The organism is Methanobrevibacter sp. AbM4 (assembly GCF_000404165.1).
Classification (GTDB): Archaea; Methanobacteriota; Methanobacteria; order Methanobacteriales; family Methanobacteriaceae; genus Methanarmilla; species Methanarmilla boviskoreani.
Genome location: NC_021355.1, coordinates 1,220,155 through 1,238,338 on the forward strand (window position 1 = coordinate 1,220,155; position 18,184 = coordinate 1,238,338).

The window sequence follows — 18,184 nt, forward strand, 5'->3', positions numbered from 1 at the left end:
AATTAAAAATTAGCAAAAAATCAGATAAAAATAGAAGATCCAATTTAATAAAGTAAACCAAATCCATTAAAAAACCAAAAAAAATCAAAATCAGACAAAAATAGAAAAAAGAGAAGGGAATCTAATGTGGGAATTCATTACCCGCCATTGGAACTCCAGTTAAAGCTGAAGCTTCAAGGGATAAAGATCTGAGATTCTCTTTCTCAAGTTTTGAAAGATGAGTGTTTCCAGCCTGTTGAACCAACATACAAGCCTCATTTGTCATAGCTTTAATATAATTTGCCACCTGAATACCTGCCTGTTTAACATTTAATCTATGTCTCAATTCAAGGTTTTGGGTAGCGATACCTTTCTTACAGTTACCGGTTTGACATTGTTGACAAACCCTACAACCAATGGATACGAGGGCACCAGTTGCAACATATACTGCATCTGCACCTAAAGCCATAGCTTTAGCTACATCAGGACCACTTCTAATACCGCCGGCAATGACAAGATCAACATCTTCCCTTAGGTTGATTTCTCTTAATGCCCTATCAGCTTCAACAACGGAAGCCAATGTTGGTATACCTGAGTGTTCCATAATTACATCAGGACCTGCACCGGTACCACCTTGCATACCGTCCACTACAATTATGTCTGCTCCACCTTTAGCTGCAATTTTTACATCGCTTGCAACTTTACCTGATGCGAATTTAACCATGATAGGTACTTTCCAATCTGTAATTTCCCTAAGCTGTGCGATCTTCATTGCTAGATCCTCAGGACCTACAATATCCATATGTCTTGCAGGGGATAGTGCATCTGAACCTATTGGGATGTTTCTGATTCTTGCAACATCTGCGGTTACCTTTTCACCTAGGAGGTGTCCACCCATACCAGATTTTGCACCTTGACCTATCTTAATCTCGATTGCATCACCTTTGTTTAATGTGTCGGCAGATATACCGAATCTACCTGATGCATACTGGACAATAAGTTTATCAGCCAATTCACGTTCCTCAGGAAGCATTCCACCTTCACCAGTATTGGTAGCTGTTCCTGCAAGTGATGCACCAATAGCCAATGCCATTTTTGCTTCCTTACTAAGTGCACCGAAAGACATTGCACCTATCATAATAGGGGTATCAATCTTTAATGGGTTTTCGGCATATCTGCTTCCCAGTACAACATCTGTACCACAAGGTTCCCTGTATTTATCCAGTGGTGGTCTTGATACCTGTGCCGGAGTAATTATTAAATCGTCAAAGGTTGGTATTTTTCTAAGTGCACCTGTACTTCTGATTTGATACTTTCCTGTTTGGGATTTCCTTTCAATTTCCATGACATCAGGATATTTCCAGGATTCCCTGTAATCCTCAGGAATAGCCTCAATTTCAATAGCCTTATTAGGACACATCTCCATACAGATCCTGCATCCAACACATCTTTCAGGATAAACCGCATATGGTTCCCCACCAACTACCTCATAAACGTCATGAGGACAGTTATTTACACATGAAAAACATTTGTGACATATTTTAGGATTCCTATCATCACATAAATACCAGCAACATCCTGGCCTATCAAAATGTCTTTTACATAATACTGGACTTCTTTTTACTTTATATGGCATTCTATCACTCCAACTTAATTACCATAAACCGGTCTTGAACTTTCAGATACAATCTTTGTAAATTTGTTATAGTCATCATCACTTAGCTTAAAGTCATAATGTTCAAGAACTGATTTCAATTCTTTTTTATCGTCATCAGTAACATCTACAATAACTGCATTTTTACCTAAGCTTGTAACTTCTCCAAGAACGTAGATCTCTCCACGAATAATGGATTCAGCTGCATCTGCACCTAAATCACCTAGAATGATCATACGACCACCCATCATGAAGATACCGGTCATGAATCCGGAATCTCCACCAATGATGATTGTACCATTCTTCATGATTTCTCCAGTTCTTGAACCTACGCCTTCTCTTACGACTACGGTTCCACCATATATTCCTTGTCCTGCACCATCACCTGCAGATCCTTCAACTATGATTTCACCGCTAGTCATATTATCTCCAACAAACCAACCGGCATTTCCCTTAATAACGATGTTTGCTTTATCTACCATGGTTCCTGCAAAATAACCTGCGGATCCATCGATTACAATGTCATTATCTCCAACAAATCCTGCCGCAATATAATGTTCTGCCCCTGGGTTTTTAATAATGATTTTATCGTAATCCTTACCATATTTTCGAATCTTTCTATTTAATTCACGAGGTGTAACTGATGATGCATCAATTTCTATTTCTCCTGCCATCTAATCACCAACAATTAATTTAATAATTACTAAAAAATCTAAATCTCAAATACTCTTGTTTCACCTGGATAAATTTGCTCAACCTGATCAATATTAATGACTTCTTGAAGGGATACCTCCTCTGAAGCTATTGCAAATATTTCATCATTTTCAGCCATTACACCTGGTCTTAAACCTAGTTTATCTTTTGCAATACCGATACCTTGAGGAGTTGCAACTATATAAGAGAATGGACCGTCCATATCAACAATTGACTGTTCCAATGCCTCTTCCAGGGAATAGTTATTGGATATTTTATCTGCAATATAATGTACCAAACACTCGGTATCATTATTTGTTTCAAAGATATGACCTTTCCTTTCAAGCTCGTCCCTAACTTTCCAATAGTTAGTAATCTGTCCATTATGTACAACGGTTACATCCCTTAAGATATATGTTTGGAATGGATGAGCGTGGTATAAATCCACACCACTTTCAGTAGCGAATCTTGTATGTCCAATAGCATGGGTTCCTTTTATATCATCAACATCATATCTTTCAGCTATATCAAGTACATGACCAACATCCTTTACCATTCTAAAGGAATGTTCCCCATTGATAACAACCACATTATCATCAACGGAATCGATTTCACGGATAAGAGGTTTCAATAAATTAAACTCATCCAAAGCTATTTTACATTGATATAAACAATTATTCTCCATTGTTGCTAATTGTTTCTCAGATATAATTGGAGTAACTTCATTGATTGTATCTTGAACCTCATTAAATAGTTCGTCACTTCTTTTATCAAATTCAATATTAAGTAAATATTCATTCTCTTTTAAATCTAAACCACCATAAAGGGAAAAACCTGCTGAATCAGGACCTCTGTGTTGAAGGGCATTGAGCATTTTAGTCATGTCCTCTCCAACATTATGTATTTTACCATCTTTGTAAACAATTCCAGCTATTCCACACATTTTTCCACCTCCTTTATAAAGTATTCGTGTATTAGTGTATTATCAGTTAGTTCTGGATGGAAGGTACAAGCAATATTATGTCCTTGTTTTATCGCAATTACTTGATTGTCTAATCTTGATAATACCTCTATGTCTTTCTTAGTTTTATCATAACCAATAATTGACGGAGCTCTAATAAAGACCCCATTAAACTTTTCACCTAAAATTGATATTTCCGTTTCAAAAGAATTTTTTTGAGAGCCAAAAGCATTTCTCTTAACATCCATATCCATCATCTCAAGTGTTTTCTGATCTTTAAAATCTATCTTACGGGCCAATAAAACCACTCCGGCACAGGTACCGAAAACAGGTATATTATTCTCTTTGATTACCTTATCAATTCCTCTCTCAAAGATAATCTTACCTATTACAGTACTCTCACCACCGGAAATGACTACACCGTCACATGATTCCACGTCTTCGGCATATCGGACATTTTCACAGCAAGCCTCAATACCCAAATGTTCAATAGCCAACCTCATCATGTCATAGTGTTCACTAACAGCACCCTGAAGATTTAAAATTCCAATCTTTAACATTACATCGCCTAAAAATTCAATTATAAATAGTTAGATGTTTTCCATTAAATTTTAAATATTTTAATATAATAAAACCTTTTTTTAGAAAATTCAATCAGATTATTCTTATTAAAAAAACATGGATAATATTAGAATAGATCAACTTTATTTAAAAAAAATCAACCTATAACATTAAAATATTACATTACAATAATATTTTTTTTGTAAACTAATAAATCACTATAGATATATTTCACCTTAATTATATATAAAAGTGTGCAATTTAGGATTGAAAAATGAAGTTTTTTCTAAAAAATTATTAATCAAATTAAAAATTAAAGATAATTTGTTTAAAAATAATAAATTTTTTTAAAAAAAATAATTATTTTTTAAAAGCTTTTATTTTTAAATTTATAAAAAAACAAAAAATACTTTACAATAATTTAAAAATATTTAGAAAACCCATTCTAAAATATGAATATTTATAGCAATTCTTTTCAATATATATTTAAAAATCTAGTTTTTTTAAGAAAAGATGTTAAACCATGTTAAAATAAATGAAAAACAATAAACAAACAAGAATTCTGGTAAAAATAAAAGTTTCTAAAAGATTTGTAAAATGGAATGAGACATCCAAATTTAAAAACCAACGACAAATGTTTTAAAAATTTAAATTGAACATTACATATTTAAAATAAAAATGGTAAACCTTCAGAACCGTTGAATATCCAGATAAACAACTATCGAAAACTAAAAACAACCCAACTAAATGAAGGTAGAAGGCTTAATAAAAAAACCTAACTTTAAAAACAGTCAAACAAGTCAAAACCTAGAATAAATAAAGACAGAATCCTTAAGAATAATTTGACAAATAAATAAAAGTCAAAAATTAACAAAATAGAATAAAATAAAATTAAAGAATTAAGATTTAATTGGATTCTTTAATTTGATTGATTGCAGACTTAGCACCTGCTTTTACAAAACCACTTTCATCATTAAGAAGTGGCTCCAAGGATTCGATAGCCTCTTCCTTACCTAATCCACCTAAAGCCCAAGCTGCAGCACCGCGAACTCTCCAGTTTTCATGGTTCAATAATTCAATCAATGAATCGTATGCAGGTTCACCGATACGTAGTAAAGCGGTTGAAGCTTCCCTTCTGACAAATTTATTGTTGTCCTCTAAAACAACGATTAAAGGTTCAATTGCCCTTTCATCTCCAATATATCCGAGAACTTGAGCTGAGTATCTTCTGATTTTTTTATTTCTATTACCTAAAGCCTCAACTAAAGAGTCAAAGGACTCTTCGGATCTTGCTTCAAGTTGACCTAAAGCTTCTTCTCTATCAAAATCATCATCAGTTTTTAATTGTTGAATTAATTCATCTATAGTTTTTTCCATAATGAAAACCCCTTTTATAATTAATTATATAAAATGAATTATAAAAAATTATATTCGTAACATATAATACTTATATCCAAATTATATTAAAGCAATTAATATATAATTATATAATATTATATAAATATGTTTCGATAACATACGAACAAATTTTTAGAGATTATAAAATGATTAACATTGCAACAATACCTGGTGATGGAATAGGTAAGGAAGTGTTGAAAGCTGGATTATATATTCTTGACTATTTTGATTTGAACTTTGAGTATACCCCTGCACCTGCAGGTAGGGAATGCTTCAATAAAACAGGAGAGACGATTCCCGATGAGACAATCAAGATAGCTAAGAATGCTGATGCAACATTGTTCGGAGCCATCACATCAACCCCAGGTGAAAAGAGTCCGATAGTAACTTTAAGAAAAGAACTAGATACATATGGAAATATTAGGCCAATAAAATCCTTTAAAGGTGTGGATTGCATATATGATGATTTAGACTTTGTGATTGTACGTGAAAATACCGAGGGATTATATTCACAGTCCGAGGAAATCATCGAAGAGGACAAGTATGTAATCGCAAACAAGATTATTACAAAAAAAGCGTCAGAAAGGATTTGTAAACTTGCATTTAATCTTGCCGTTAAGGAAGGAAGAAAAAGCGTGGTGGCATCCCATAAAGCGAATGTTTTAAGAAAAACCGACGGTCTGTTTAGGGACACCTTCTATGAAGTGGCAGAGGATTATCCGAATATAGAGACCAACGATTACTACGTGGATGCAACGAGCATGTTTCTTGTAACACAGCCACAGAACTTTGATGTGATCGTTGCGGGAAACCTTTATGGGGATATACTATCAGACGTGTCTGCAGGTCTTGTAGGTGGTCTTGGTCTTGCACCAAGCGGAAATATAGGAGACAAGCATGGCCTGTTTGAACCGGTACATGGTTCAGCACCGGACATTGCAGGTAAAGACATATCAAATCCGATAGCTATGCTGCTTTCAACAAGCATGATGTTGGACTATCTCAGCTTTAACTATGAGGCGGACCTACTTAAAAGGGCATGTGAGGAAGTTTTAAGAAAGGGTAATGTGCTAACACCTGATTTAGGCGGTACCGCCAAAACATATGAAATGGCGGATGCGGTTGTATGTAACATACGTGAACTAGAAAAATCAGATTAATTTTCCCTTAAATTTGAAGATTTGAAGTTAATTATAAATCCCGTTATATAGTTTTTCTTAGAATTTGAAAATCTGAAGTTAATTATAAATCCTATCATATAGTTATAATAATTATATATTGATTTTAAATTTATTCAATTTTAGAAATGACTTAATACAGTTTCAAACCCATTGAAACTTAAGTAAATTTAAATTAATCTAAAAGAAATTAAACATATCAATTAAAAAAAAATAAGGAGGGTTTTATATACTAAATGTAACTACTTTTTTAGATGCAAATAGTAAAAGATTATCTAAGGATGTCTTTTATTCACCAGAACGTAACACAAGATATTCATCTAGTGAAATATTATCAATCATATCTGAGTTTGGAAGAATATTAAAAAGCAAGGGAATTGAAAAGGGGGATAGAGTTTTAATATACCTAAACAATAGTCCGGAATATTTATTCTCAATACTTGGACTATGGAGAATTGGAGCTATTGCAATACCTACCAATAGAATATTAACCAAGGATGAACTTCAATACATGATTAACAACTCTGAGGCCAAACTTATTATAAGTGATGATGAAGCAAAAGAGACCATTGAAAAATTAAACATCGATTCATTTATTCCACATCCTGAAGAGACCGAATCATATAGGGAAGCCGATGTTTTACCTGCCGAGACAACCGACTGGGATGATGTGTGTCAACTTCAATATACCTCAGGTACAACAGGTAAACCTAAGGGAACAATGTTGACACATGGTAACTGGTTTGCTGCCATCCATAATGAATGTGACGTGCTTCAATTAAGACAGAATGATGTGGCATTAATCATCTATCCAATGGCACATGTAGGTCTTTCATGGGCCATATCCGCACTCAGCAGTGGTGCACTATACATAATGATGAGTCAATACAATATTGAAGATTACAGATACCTATGTGAAGAGGAAAGGGTAACGGTACTTGGTGGAATGCCACCAATCATACATACCCTTACAACACATCCAGAATATGTAAAACAGTTCAACTCAGTCCGTGAGATCATATCCGGTGGGGGACCACTCCATAAGAAAATATGGAAACAATTCCAGCACCTCTACGGAATACCTGTAATCAACTCATATGGTTTAAGTGAAACCATTGTAATCGGAACTGGAACAGTCATCAGACCTGAGGATTACTGGAGCGCAGACAGATATGAGAGTGTAGGCCATCCGGTATGTTTCTCCGAGGTAAAGATAGTGGATCCGAACGATGCAAGCAAAGAATTGCCTCTATATGAAAATGGTGAGATTGCATTGAGGGGACCGGCTGTGGCTAAAGGTTACTGGAACATGGAAAAGGAAACCAGGGAAACGTTCCTTGAAGACGGATGGTTCTTAACCGGAGATATCGGATATATAGACCAGGACAATCGTCTATTTATTACAGACCGTAAGAAAGACATGATTGTAATGAGCGGATGGAAGATTTATCCAACCGAGGTAGAGGAAATCTTGATTAAACATCCGGCAGTCGAAGACCTTGCTGTTTTCTCAATTGACGATTGCCATAAAGGCGAGCTTCCTGTTGTGGCAGTCATATGGAAGGAAGATGTCCTGACAGAGGACAATGAAGAGGAGTTAAAAGCAGATCTTGACAAGTATGCACGTGAACGCCTTGCAAGATATAAGGTTCCACATAAGATATTTACAACAAACAAGCTTCCGAGGGTAAATAATTGGAAACTACTTAGAAGAGAGTTAAAGGAAGAATATAACATCTATGCAGACATGGATTAATTCTTCCCCACTTTTTTTATTTTTACTAGTTTTAATATTAACCTCATTTGAAAAATAATTTTTTTATAGATAGCTATTTTTATTAACAATTTCAAGATTATGATTTCTAAACTAGATTCATATTAACCTTATTTGAGAAATCATTTCCTACAAAAAACATGCAGTTTAATAACTTGATGTATATCATATAGTACAAAATCACTAATTTTATACTATCAATTTTTTTAATTGATTTTAAGCATGATAAGAATAGGTGAAAATACCACATTATGTTTTAATCATAAAAATTACTATAAAAATTAGATAATTTTCATATCACATCAACAGGTTGTAAAAATTATATCTAAAACAAAAATATTATAGATAAAAAAAATAGTTAAAACAAAAAAGTAAAAAAAATTCATCAATTAATACTCCAACATAAAATAAAACATCACAGACTTTATGTTATGTAAATTTTCCTAATAAATTTATTATAAAAATAGTTATTATAAAATGTTTTAGTTAAATTATAATAAAAAGATAAAAAATAAAGATAGCTATTTTGTAACCATAGTTCCGATACCCTCTTTTGTAAAAATCTCAAGAAGGATTGTATGAGGAACCCTACCATCAAGAATGTGAGCTGATTTTACCCCACCCTTAACCGCGTCCACACAGGTTTCGATTTTAGGAATCATACCACCTGATATGATACCATCTTCAATTAACTGTGGGACCTCATCCACACGGATTCTTTGGATTAAAGTTGAAGGGTCATCAGGATCCCTTAAAACACCTGGAACATCGGTTAAGATAATGAGTTTTTCGGCTTTAACACTTTGTCCGATTTCACCTGCCGCGGTATCCGCATTAATGTTTAAGGTTGAACCATTATCAGCCATTCCGATAGGTGCGATTACAGGTATATAATCGTTTTCAGTGAACATGTCAAGGATACCATGGTTTACGGATACAACCTCACCTACCAAACCTAAATCAACCTTCTGAGATTCACCAGTATCTGAATCAGTGAATACTTGAAGAGGTCTTTTTTTAGCCCTAATAAGTTCACTGTCCTTACCAGAAATACCTATACCCTTTCCACCATGTAGATTAATCTGAGATACAATATTGGTACTGATCTTACCAACAAGAACCATCTTAATAATTTCCATGGTTTCCTCATCGGTTACACGAAGACCATTTACAAAATTAGCTTCCTTACCAAGTTTCTCCATAGACCTTGAAATCTCAGGCCCTCCACCATGAACTACTATAGGTTCCATACCTACGTATTTAAGTAAAACGGTGTCTCTTGCTGTTGAGGCCATAGCTTCTTTATTTACCATAGCATGACCTCCGTATTTAATTAATATCTTTTTACCGTAAAATTTTTTAATATATGGTAATGCTTCCACCAAAATATTTACATCTGTCATATAATCACTAATAATAAACTAATAATATAATTATAATCATAATAGATTTCTAAAATAAATAGATTAATATAAAATATATATTAATAATAGACTATATCTTTCAATGCATATAAACATTAAGATATTCGAAAGATTTAGAATATTTTATAAGATAAACTAAAAAAATAGGTTAAGTTAAAGGAAAAAACCAAAATAAAAGCTATTTTTCCCATTTCATTATTGTTTTTCCAAATCTAAGGTTGGTATCCCTATTAAATGCATAATGAATATCCTCAAGGCTTCTTACTGTAATTACCTCACCTATAATACTTTCAAGATAGGATAAAAACCTGGTATTTCCATATAATTCAACTGTTTTTAGAAAGTCGTCCCTTCCACTACGGCTTGCGCCAATAACGGATAAACCCTTAGACAATACATCACGTGTGTTTATTGGTATTGGATATTCACTTACACCCATCAATAAGATAGTACCTTCAGGATTTATTAAATCGATAATCTGATTGATAGCTGACTGGGAGCCTTGTCCTCCAACACATTCAAATCCATGGTCTATTCTTACATCCTCCGGAACATCATCCACCAGGAATCTTTTGTCTGCAAATGTAAAAAGATTCAATTTATCGAGATGTGGTCCAAATACATATATTTTAGATTGGGGCATGGCTATCTTTAAGACCAATGCCACAACATATCCGAGGTTACCGTCACCCCATACACCAATGGTGTCTCTTCTTTTATGCGCATATCTATTGAATCTTCTAATTCCATGAACCGCCACGGATATGAATTCTGTAAAAGAGGCAATTTCAGGATTTAAGTCATCAGGTACCTTGACAACCCTATCGGGATTTACTACAATATAATCCTCCATAAATCCATCGGAACCACTTGAGGAGAACTTGGAGCTTGAAAGATAGTTTTCACTTATTATATCATCCTTTTCAACTGGCGTGTTTGGAATTACCACGACCTTATCCCCTACATTAAAATGTCCTGTTAAATCTTTAACAACCACTCCAGTTGCCTCATGTGTTAATGCCATCGGCAATTTTTTAGACAATACAGATGCAGAGCGCTTACCCTGATAATATCTTTGATCAGCACGACAAATTGACAGATAGCTAGGCCTTATTATAACCTTATCCCTAATGTCAACCTCTATGTATATCTCCTCAAATAATTTTGGAGAAACCAATCTACAAACTGTATTAATCATATCAACACCAATTAGTTAAAAAAATAATCTTGAATATAATCTATTATCCATATAAACCCTAATGGTTAAATAAACCTAATAGCTAGAATACAACTTCCATAGTTAATAGCTAGAATTATAAACTATAACAAACTTAATAGCTAGAATACAACTTCCATAGTTAATAGCTAGAATAATTCACTTAAATATCCAAATATCAACTTAAAATCTTAAACAACTTAATCCCTATTTAGATTATTATCTAAAATACTATTTGCAACCTTCAAATCATATAAATAGGTAATCTTGATATTGGTTACATCACCTTTAACCAATTTAACATCCTGACCTTTAAGAACAAATATCTTAGCTGCATCGGTCAATATGGATTTTTCCTCTTCTGTAAGTTCATTGAAGAACCTTTTAAGTTTTAGAATATTAAAAGACTGGGGAGTCTGACCCTGATACATGAATGCCCTATTGGGCATATTAGTAATTTTTTTACCGTCACGGCTTTCGACGATTGTATCGGATGCTGGAAAAACAGTGTCACATGCATCATATTTTAATGCGGTTTCAATGTTATCCTCGATAATCCTGTGAGATACAAATGGCCTTACAGAATCATGGGTAAGTATTATGTCATCCTCATTTAATCCATAGTTGTTTTCAATATAATCTATTGCAGCCATTATTGTATCGTTTCTTTCTAGTCCACCTTCGATTACAACAATATTATCGCTGTCAGGAATATACTCCTCAACCAATGATTTGGTATAGTTAATCCACTCGGAAGGTGTCAATACAATAACCTTCTCAAACCTACTGTTTACATAGAATTTTTCAATGGTATGGATTATAATAGGTTTGGTTCCTAATTTTAAAAATTGTTTAGGCTTTTCAGTTTGACCCATTCTCTTACCTACTCCACCTGCCAGAATAGCTGCAAATATCAAAAATAAACTCTCCTAAAATATTTAATATGATAATTTTTATATTTCATTTAGTATTTATTATTTTTTAAATATATTTTGAGAAAGTAGACCAAGAAAAAATAGAAAAAAAGTTATAATAAGATTAAAGATTCCTTTCATTAATAGTTAGAATAAAGAAATATATTGGAAATAGATGATTAGTAAATTGATATTCTCCTCGTTTTTTAGAACCAGCTAATTCAATAATCCCTAAATCTTTAGCACGCCTAATAAAACCATTAAATACTTGAAATTCAGATTCATCTAAAATATTTTCAAATTCTTTTTTAGTAAAAGGACTATCAGGACTAATTACTAATTGTTTTCCGATTTTTTTAAATAAGGATAGATATTCTGCACTTCTAATCTTTTTATCAAGTAAAGGTTGCAAATATTTCAATCCTATTCTTTGACCGGCTTCAATAATACCTCTAAATGCATCATCAATATCAATACAATCATCAGTATTAATCCAAAAAGTTGCATCACCAATCTCTTGCATCATAGTAGGCATACCTGATGAATATAAAATCATCTCTTCCAATGCATCGTCATTAATTGAAATATTATAAAATGAAAAAATATCCTCATAGAAAAGTTCAATATCTTTATCAGATAACGCTTTCAACTCATGAACATGAAATATTCTATTAACAGAGGGATTTTGCTCATATAATCTATTATATTTTTCGGGATATCCTGTTAACATGAAACAAATACGAGGATTATCAACAGAGGTAGCTAAAGTATCTACAAAACTTTTATACCAATTAGCAAACTTTGGAGTTTCAGATAAACCATTGATATCATCAATAACAATGAATAGACCTTTTTTATCCTCAAATCTATTTACAATATCATTTAAATAAAATGCAAAATTATCTTTAATGTTTTCTAATTCCTCATCTTTTGGTTTAAATTTTATATTAATTCCACCGAAACCAAAACGTTCTATACGATCACCTAAGATATCAAATATCTTCTCAGACCAGGCTTCAGATTTTATGGAATTTAATATTCTTTCAATGATTTGAGTAGTTAATTCATTAACATTATGAAAACTATCATTCATAATATGGGCTGTAATCATTGAGTAATTCTTCTCTGCAAAATCCCTTACAAAATTTGCTAATGATGTTTTTCCCATTCCCCTTTTACCTGTGATAAAAAAATGTTGAGGATTACCATTTATAACCCCTGGAAAATATTTTAATATTTCTTCCAAGATTTGTTTTCTGCCTTTAAATCTTTCAGGACTAACTGGTTGACCTGGTTGAAATAATGACTCTTTTGATGCAATCTCCATATTATAATCTCCATTCAGTCATAATGATTTAATCATTAATTTATTATATTTTCTTATTTTATAAATAATTATTTTTTATATTATACCCCTTACTATAATAGGTTTAAATAATTATTTAAAATTATATTGTTCAGTGAACTTTAAAAAACATGAGAATTCTTAACAAGTAATTAAATTCCCTGTTAAAACTATTCTTATAACTTAAAGAAATTAAAATAAATTAATCAAATAATAAAAGTTTATATAAAAAAAATCTTAAAGTATAACATTAAGGTGATGAGGTTCCACCTTTAACCGTCAGTGATTACTGAATGATGACTTCTATTTTTCAAAAATGTAATAAGATTAACCTAATCTATAAATCATGATTTAATCACTGAAGTGGAGTTTAAATTAGATACTGTTTTTTATAGAGAAGATTGATTTATCTTAGATTTAACTTTAAGAAGATTTTAAAAATTGATTAGTGATTTCTATCCTGTAGTACTGGCTGTTTTAATAGTGATTGCAAGCATGATTTCAATTAAATGGGGAATTTCCATATCCATTGTGGAGATTGTACTGAGAATTGTTGCGGAAATTTAGGTCTGCTTGAACCTGAATCATGGATGATATACGTTGCAGGTTTAGGTGGTATGGTTTTAACATTTCTTGCTGGTACTGAAATAGATATAGACGTAATGAGAAAGAATTTGTCCGAATGTATTGGCATTGGTGTTGGATCTTTTCTGATATCCTTTGTTTTAGTATTTATAACATGTAATTATCTACTAAACTGGCCACTTAAATCCGCACTGCTTGTTGCAACCGCATTATCCGAAACTTCCATTGCAATAGTTTATTCAATAATTCTCGATATGGAATTTTCAGGACGTAAGATAGGGACAATACTTATGGGTTCCACATTTATAACAAACATCTGCACTGCAACGGCATTAAGTGTTCTATTTATGAGGCCAGGTTATGAAACATTGATCTTTATAATCGCATCAATACTCATACTCCTATTTTCATACAAATATTCAAACACACTGTTTGAAAGCAAAACCTTCAGCATGACAAGTAATGAGCTTGAGCTCAAATATATATTCCTACTGATAGTATTGTTAATATTCTTTGCAGCATTAGGTGGCGGACAGGCATTGCTTCCTGTATTCATTCTTGGAACCATTCTCTCAAAGCCATTCAGCCACACCAACAAGAATGATATGTTACAGAGGTTACAAACCGTTGCATTCAGTATAATTACACCAATATTCTTTATAGTTGGAGGAGCCAAAGTTTCAATACCTGTCATTATCGGTTCAATAGGAATATTCCTACTAATATTTATTATCCGTCAGGTTGGAAAGTTCATAGGAGTATACACAATTGTAAGGGCAACGTTAAGCAGATATCACATGTATGTTACCCTGATAATGAGTACCGGTTTGACATTTGGTCTTGTTGCCGCGGCCTATGGTTTAAATAACAATCTGATATCCACAAACATCTACAGTATCCTAACTGGAGTTTTAGTTCTAAGTGCGATTATTCCAAGCATTATTGGAAACAAATACTTTGCGCCAACAGAGGAGGATTTAGCAAGGTCCTCCCAATGAAATTTGATATTAAATGAACAGTATTTAAAAAATATAGATATAGTAGGGTAAAAACTGTTTTATTCTACTTTTTTTAGTTTTCATAGACTCAAAATGAATAGAAAAAAGAATATTTAAAAAAAGAAGGGAATTATTAAATATGTTCCGGCACTAAAGCTAAATTGAAATGATATACAAAGTAACCAAAATAATAACAGCAATAATTACGGCTGTAACCCCGACTATAATCAGGTTATCACTATCGGATTGATTACTGTTATTAACGTTATTGTTAAATGTTGGTGACGGAGAACTTACAGTAGAACCTACTGGCTTTCCACATTTGGGACAGAATTTGGAATCCTTGTTCTCAATAACAGATCCGCAGTTGTTACAAAAAACCATATTGGAACTTAGTTCCTCTCCACATTTAGGACAAAACTTAAACATATCATTATCCACTTTTGCTCCACATTTCTTACAATATCTAACCATAGTTAATAATATAAAATTTATAATTTAAATTCTTTTTCAAAAATTTACCCTGTTTTATATACTAAAAACATATATTTAAATAATATGAAAAACAAAAATTGTTAATATCATGTGGGCTTGTAGCTCAGTCTGGCTAGAGCGCTTGGCTCTTAACCTTGTTGCCGCGGGTTCAAATCCCGTCAGGCCCGCTTAACTATTTTTAAAGATTTTACTTATTTTATACACTTTTTTAAATCATTTTAACTATTTAATTCTTATTTTGGGACTTTATTCAACTAGTTTTTGATATGGAAAATAAGACTCTAAATTATACATCCAAATTCCAATGATCCATCCATAATTCTTATCCAAAATAAGTTAAAAATAAAACAACCATAGAAAGAAAAAAAACCAGAAAATCAAATAAATAATAATCCAAAAAACATAAGGCAATAAACAAAAAAACAATAAAACCAAACTAAAAACAAAATAAACAATAAAGTAATATAAAAAAATAAGACAATAAAAAAATAAGACTAAGCTAAAAACAAAATAAGTAATTAAAAATTCATAAAATTGTATAAAAAGAAGTAAAAAAATATTTAGATTTAAACAAACCTATCGTTTTTTCCAGGTTTGCTTAGCTCCTCTACCATGTTTACTTCCAGGTTTTTTATAACCAGATTTAGGTCTAGTTCTTTTATTAGTACCTCTAACTTTTGCCATAATTTCACCTTGTAATATTGATTTAATAAAAAAATGTATAATACTTATAGTTAAGTACTACGGATTATAATAAAATCTAATTTATAGTATTTCTAATAAAAAATTCTAAAAGAAATAGAATGTATTATATAACATAAAGATATTTCTTTTATGTAGTATATAATAGTTTCTATTATTTGGATTTTTAAATTAAAAAAATACTTTTTTTCTCAATGTTTAATAATAATAAAATCTTTTATCCAATAAATTCCAATAAGAAATAATTTAAAAAGAAAAAATTTTATTTACTTAAAACATAGTATTATTAATGTTTAAGTAGGCGGTAATATGGATTTTGAAAAGATTTTACAGGACTTTGGTAGATACTGGCAGATACTTATCAAAAGGTTAGAAGCCTATAACAATAAAAGAAAGAAGAGAAATGCCATTAAGAAACGTGAAAAACAACGTCAAAAGGTAATTAAAGCCCAAAGAAAAGCAAGGAAACAAGCAGAATATCAAAAATACCTTCAATCCGATGAGTACCAGGAAAGGATTCGGGAAGCAGAAAGACGTAGAAAAGAACAAGAGGAAGACGACGAGCTATTAGACGATTTATATCTATTAGGTTTCTGGCACTAAAAATAGAAAAAAAACAATCCTAATTTAATAAAATTAAAATAAAAATACTTTTAAAAAAGATTAATAAAATAATTTTATTAGTTTTTATACTATTTTTTTAATCATATTGTAATCGTTTGGATTCCAATAATGAAATATTATCTTAATAAGAGATTATCCGGATTTACTTAATTTTCCGCATTAATTCAATATTTTCAATTAACTATTTTTATCACATACATATATTGAATATTTAATTAAAACAATTCTAATAGTTTTATAAATTAAATAATCTATTAAATTAAAGTATTATACTCATTTTAAAAAAAAGACTGATAAAATAGCAAATAAGATAATAAAAGAGATAAATAAATATTAAAAAGACATCATATAAAAATAAAGATAAAAAAGTAAAATAAAGATCAAAAAAGATTATGTGGTATATTCACCATTAATTTTAACATAATCATAACTTAAATCACAGCCCCAGGCAGTTGCCTCACCATCAGACATGTTAAGGTTAATATCAACTACAATATCCTCGGAAGCCATTAGTTTTTCAGCCTTATTAAGATTTTCAGTTCCGTCAAATGCTAAGATTTCCCCATCCTTTACAAGATAAACGGATTTATCAGTGTCTTTATTTCTAAATAAACTCTCACATCCAATAGCTATTGAAACTATATCAGGGTCAAATTCACAGCCGGAATATCCTACCGCTGAGACGATTCTACCCCAATTCGGATCCTCACCAAACACTGCAGCTTTAAATAGCATACTACTTACAACTGCCTTTGCCGCAAGTTTTGCATCCTCAGGAGATCTTCCGCCTTCAACATTGACCTCTAAAAATTTAGTCTCTCCCTCACCATCACGTGCCATCTGTTTTGCAAGTGACATGCAAAGGTAGGTTAGGGCATTTTGGAAATCCTTATTAATAACGCCTTTTGGTGCTACATCAACACCGGATCGACCATTAGCCATCAATATTGCAGTATCGTTAGTACTCTGGTCTCCGTCAACAACAACCATATTAAAGCTTACGTCAACTGCATTTCTAATTGCGATTTGAATCTCCCTGGAATCAATCTCTGCATCGGTTGCGATAAAACATAACATTGTACCCATATTAGGTGCAATCATTCCACTACCCTTACAGATACCACCAATCTTAACAGGTTTTCCATTAATCTCGACTTCTACAGCACCCTGTTTAACATGCATATCAGTAGTCATCATACCCTTGGTTGCATCAGTAGAAGCTTCCATTGAATGATCTAGATTTGGATAGACCTTGTCAATCAAAGGCAATATTATATCCATAGGCATCTTTCTTCCGATTACACCTGTTGAAGAGGATGCAATCTCAGAGGAAGGTATTCCTAAAAGTTCACTTGCATGTGATACTATTGTATCACAGTCTTCAATACCTTGCTCGCCTGTAAAACAATTTGCATTACCACTATTAATTACAATTGCTGAAAGTCTACCATCCTTCAAGACTTCTTTTGTATGGGTAATAGGTGCAGCTACCACTTTATTGGATGTGAATACTCCTGCAGCTTTACTATTTGGGGACACTATAATTGATACCCCATATTTGCCTTCTTTAAATCCTGCAGCCTGTACATCACTTACGGCACATATTCCTCCATCAATGAGTTTAACTTTATCAGATTTCTCAAACATTTATATCATCAAAATAGTATTATAAAAAAAATAATA

General features: G+C 32.1%; 16 protein-coding genes, 1 tRNA gene and 1 riboswitch. Of the genes, 6 read left to right on the top strand and 11 right to left on the bottom strand.

Going from position 1 to position 18,184, the window contains the following annotated elements:
• Positions 1 to 121: 121 nt before the first annotated feature.
• From ABM4_RS04960 to ABM4_RS04980, 5 genes are all read right to left on the bottom strand, one after another.
• Complete coding sequence (locus tag ABM4_RS04960) at positions 122 to 1,615, bottom strand: glutamate synthase-related protein (protein WP_016358584.1); 1,494 nt, start codon at positions 1,613 to 1,615, stop codon at positions 122 to 124.
• A 14-nt stretch (positions 1,616 to 1,629) separates the two neighbouring features.
• Positions 1,630 to 2,307 (bottom strand): GXGXG domain-containing protein, encoded by a 678-nt coding sequence (locus tag ABM4_RS04965; RefSeq protein WP_016358585.1) that lies wholly within the window; start codon positions 2,305 to 2,307, stop codon positions 1,630 to 1,632.
• Between the two features lie 38 nt (positions 2,308 to 2,345).
• Positions 2,346 to 3,269, bottom strand: coding sequence for a class II glutamine amidotransferase (locus tag ABM4_RS04970; protein ID WP_016358586.1), 924 nt, complete (start codon positions 3,267 to 3,269; stop codon positions 2,346 to 2,348).
• Complete coding sequence (pdxT, locus tag ABM4_RS04975; protein ID WP_016358587.1) at positions 3,257 to 3,847, bottom strand: pyridoxal 5'-phosphate synthase glutaminase subunit PdxT; 591 nt, start codon at positions 3,845 to 3,847, stop codon at positions 3,257 to 3,259. The genes ABM4_RS04970 and pdxT overlap by 13 nt, the downstream gene beginning before the upstream one ends.
• 907 nt (positions 3,848 to 4,754) lie before the next feature.
• Positions 4,755 to 5,225, bottom strand: a complete 471-nt coding sequence (locus tag ABM4_RS04980; RefSeq protein ID WP_016358588.1) for a HEAT repeat domain-containing protein — start codon at positions 5,223 to 5,225, stop codon at positions 4,755 to 4,757.
• 167 nt (positions 5,226 to 5,392) lie between these two features.
• Here ABM4_RS04980 and aksF point away from each other — a divergent pair, with 167 nt between their 5' ends.
• The gene (gene aksF, locus ABM4_RS04985) at positions 5,393 to 6,406 is read left to right on the top strand and encodes a homoisocitrate dehydrogenase (protein ID WP_016358589.1); all 1,014 of its coding nucleotides are present in this window, start codon (positions 5,393 to 5,395) and stop codon (positions 6,404 to 6,406) included.
• Between the two features lie 247 nt (positions 6,407 to 6,653).
• On the top strand, positions 6,654 to 8,180 hold the full coding sequence (locus ABM4_RS04990) for a class I adenylate-forming enzyme family protein (RefSeq protein ID WP_048200863.1): 1,527 nt from the start codon (positions 6,654 to 6,656) through the stop codon (positions 8,178 to 8,180).
• A 539-nt stretch (positions 8,181 to 8,719) separates the two neighbouring features.
• Here the strand turns inward: ABM4_RS04990 and argB are convergent.
• From argB to ABM4_RS05010, 4 genes are all read right to left on the bottom strand, one after another.
• On the bottom strand, positions 8,720 to 9,601 hold the full coding sequence (gene argB / locus ABM4_RS04995; protein WP_016358591.1) for an acetylglutamate kinase: 882 nt from the start codon (positions 9,599 to 9,601) through the stop codon (positions 8,720 to 8,722).
• 199 nt (positions 9,602 to 9,800) lie between these two features.
• Complete coding sequence (locus ABM4_RS05000; RefSeq protein WP_016358592.1) at positions 9,801 to 10,820, bottom strand: alcohol dehydrogenase catalytic domain-containing protein; 1,020 nt, start codon at positions 10,818 to 10,820, stop codon at positions 9,801 to 9,803.
• A gap of 218 nt (positions 10,821 to 11,038) precedes the next feature.
• The gene (locus ABM4_RS05005) at positions 11,039 to 11,755 is read right to left on the bottom strand and encodes a 2-C-methyl-D-erythritol 4-phosphate cytidylyltransferase (protein WP_016358593.1); all 717 of its coding nucleotides are present in this window, start codon (positions 11,753 to 11,755) and stop codon (positions 11,039 to 11,041) included.
• Positions 11,756 to 11,876: 121 nt separating this feature from the next.
• On the bottom strand, positions 11,877 to 13,079 hold the full coding sequence (locus ABM4_RS05010) for an AAA family ATPase (RefSeq protein ID WP_016358594.1): 1,203 nt from the start codon (positions 13,077 to 13,079) through the stop codon (positions 11,877 to 11,879).
• A 263-nt stretch (positions 13,080 to 13,342) separates the two neighbouring features.
• Positions 13,343 to 13,410, top strand: a riboswitch (Fluoride riboswitch).
• A gap of 128 nt (positions 13,411 to 13,538) precedes the next feature.
• Here ABM4_RS05010 and ABM4_RS09155 point away from each other — a divergent pair.
• Entirely contained in the window at positions 13,539 to 13,664 is a 126-nt protein-coding gene (locus ABM4_RS09155) for a hypothetical protein (protein ID WP_255349073.1), read from the top strand.
• On the top strand, positions 13,607 to 14,680 hold the full coding sequence (locus ABM4_RS05015) for a cation:proton antiporter (RefSeq protein WP_016358595.1): 1,074 nt from the start codon (positions 13,607 to 13,609) through the stop codon (positions 14,678 to 14,680). The genes ABM4_RS09155 and ABM4_RS05015 overlap by 58 nt, the downstream gene beginning before the upstream one ends.
• 156 nt (positions 14,681 to 14,836) lie before the next feature.
• Here the strand turns inward: ABM4_RS05015 and ABM4_RS05020 are convergent, their stop codons facing one another.
• Complete coding sequence (locus tag ABM4_RS05020) at positions 14,837 to 15,154, bottom strand: zinc ribbon domain-containing protein (protein WP_016358596.1); 318 nt, start codon at positions 15,152 to 15,154, stop codon at positions 14,837 to 14,839.
• 113 nt (positions 15,155 to 15,267) lie between these two features.
• Here ABM4_RS05020 and ABM4_RS05025 point away from each other — a divergent pair.
• Both ABM4_RS05025 and ABM4_RS05030 read left to right on the top strand, forming a co-directional pair.
• Positions 15,268 to 15,342 (top strand) — tRNA-Lys (locus ABM4_RS05025).
• A gap of 844 nt (positions 15,343 to 16,186) precedes the next feature.
• Entirely contained in the window at positions 16,187 to 16,480 is a 294-nt protein-coding gene (locus ABM4_RS05030) for a hypothetical protein (RefSeq protein ID WP_016358598.1), read from the top strand.
• 411 nt (positions 16,481 to 16,891) lie between these two features.
• Here ABM4_RS05030 and argJ read toward each other — a convergent pair whose 3' ends face one another.
• Positions 16,892 to 18,148, bottom strand: coding sequence for a bifunctional ornithine acetyltransferase/N-acetylglutamate synthase (argJ, locus tag ABM4_RS05035; RefSeq protein WP_016358599.1), 1,257 nt, complete (start codon positions 18,146 to 18,148; stop codon positions 16,892 to 16,894).
• Between the last annotated feature and the right edge of the window lie 36 nt (positions 18,149 to 18,184).

What these genes read in the sequence shown, in the direction of transcription:
- ABM4_RS04960 (WP_016358584.1), bottom strand. Translation starts at nt 1,615, where the DNA reads ATGCCATATAAAGTAAAAAGAAGTCCAGTATTATGTAAAAGACATTTT.
- ABM4_RS04965 (WP_016358585.1), bottom strand. Translation starts at nt 2,307, where the DNA reads ATGGCAGGAGAAATAGAAATTGATGCATCATCAGTTACACCTCGTGAA.
- ABM4_RS04970 (WP_016358586.1), bottom strand. Translation starts at nt 3,269, where the DNA reads ATGTGTGGAATAGCTGGAATTGTTTACAAAGATGGTAAAATACATAAT.
- pdxT (WP_016358587.1), bottom strand. Translation starts at nt 3,847, where the DNA reads ATGTTAAAGATTGGAATTTTAAATCTTCAGGGTGCTGTTAGTGAACAC.
- ABM4_RS04980 (WP_016358588.1), bottom strand. Translation starts at nt 5,225, where the DNA reads ATGGAAAAAACTATAGATGAATTAATTCAACAATTAAAAACTGATGAT.
- aksF (WP_016358589.1), top strand. Translation starts at nt 5,393, where the DNA reads ATGATTAACATTGCAACAATACCTGGTGATGGAATAGGTAAGGAAGTG.
- argB (WP_016358591.1), bottom strand. Translation starts at nt 9,601, where the DNA reads ATGACAGATGTAAATATTTTGGTGGAAGCATTACCATATATTAAAAAA.
- ABM4_RS05000 (WP_016358592.1), bottom strand. Translation starts at nt 10,820, where the DNA reads ATGATTAATACAGTTTGTAGATTGGTTTCTCCAAAATTATTTGAGGAG.
- ABM4_RS05010 (WP_016358594.1), bottom strand. Translation starts at nt 13,079, where the DNA reads ATGGAGATTGCATCAAAAGAGTCATTATTTCAACCAGGTCAACCAGTT.
- ABM4_RS05015 (WP_016358595.1), top strand. Translation starts at nt 13,607, where the DNA reads ATGGGGAATTTCCATATCCATTGTGGAGATTGTACTGAGAATTGTTGC.
- ABM4_RS05020 (WP_016358596.1), bottom strand. Translation starts at nt 15,154, where the DNA reads ATGGTTAGATATTGTAAGAAATGTGGAGCAAAAGTGGATAATGATATG.
- ABM4_RS05030 (WP_016358598.1), top strand. Translation starts at nt 16,187, where the DNA reads ATGGATTTTGAAAAGATTTTACAGGACTTTGGTAGATACTGGCAGATA.
- argJ (WP_016358599.1), bottom strand. Translation starts at nt 18,148, where the DNA reads ATGTTTGAGAAATCTGATAAAGTTAAACTCATTGATGGAGGAATATGT.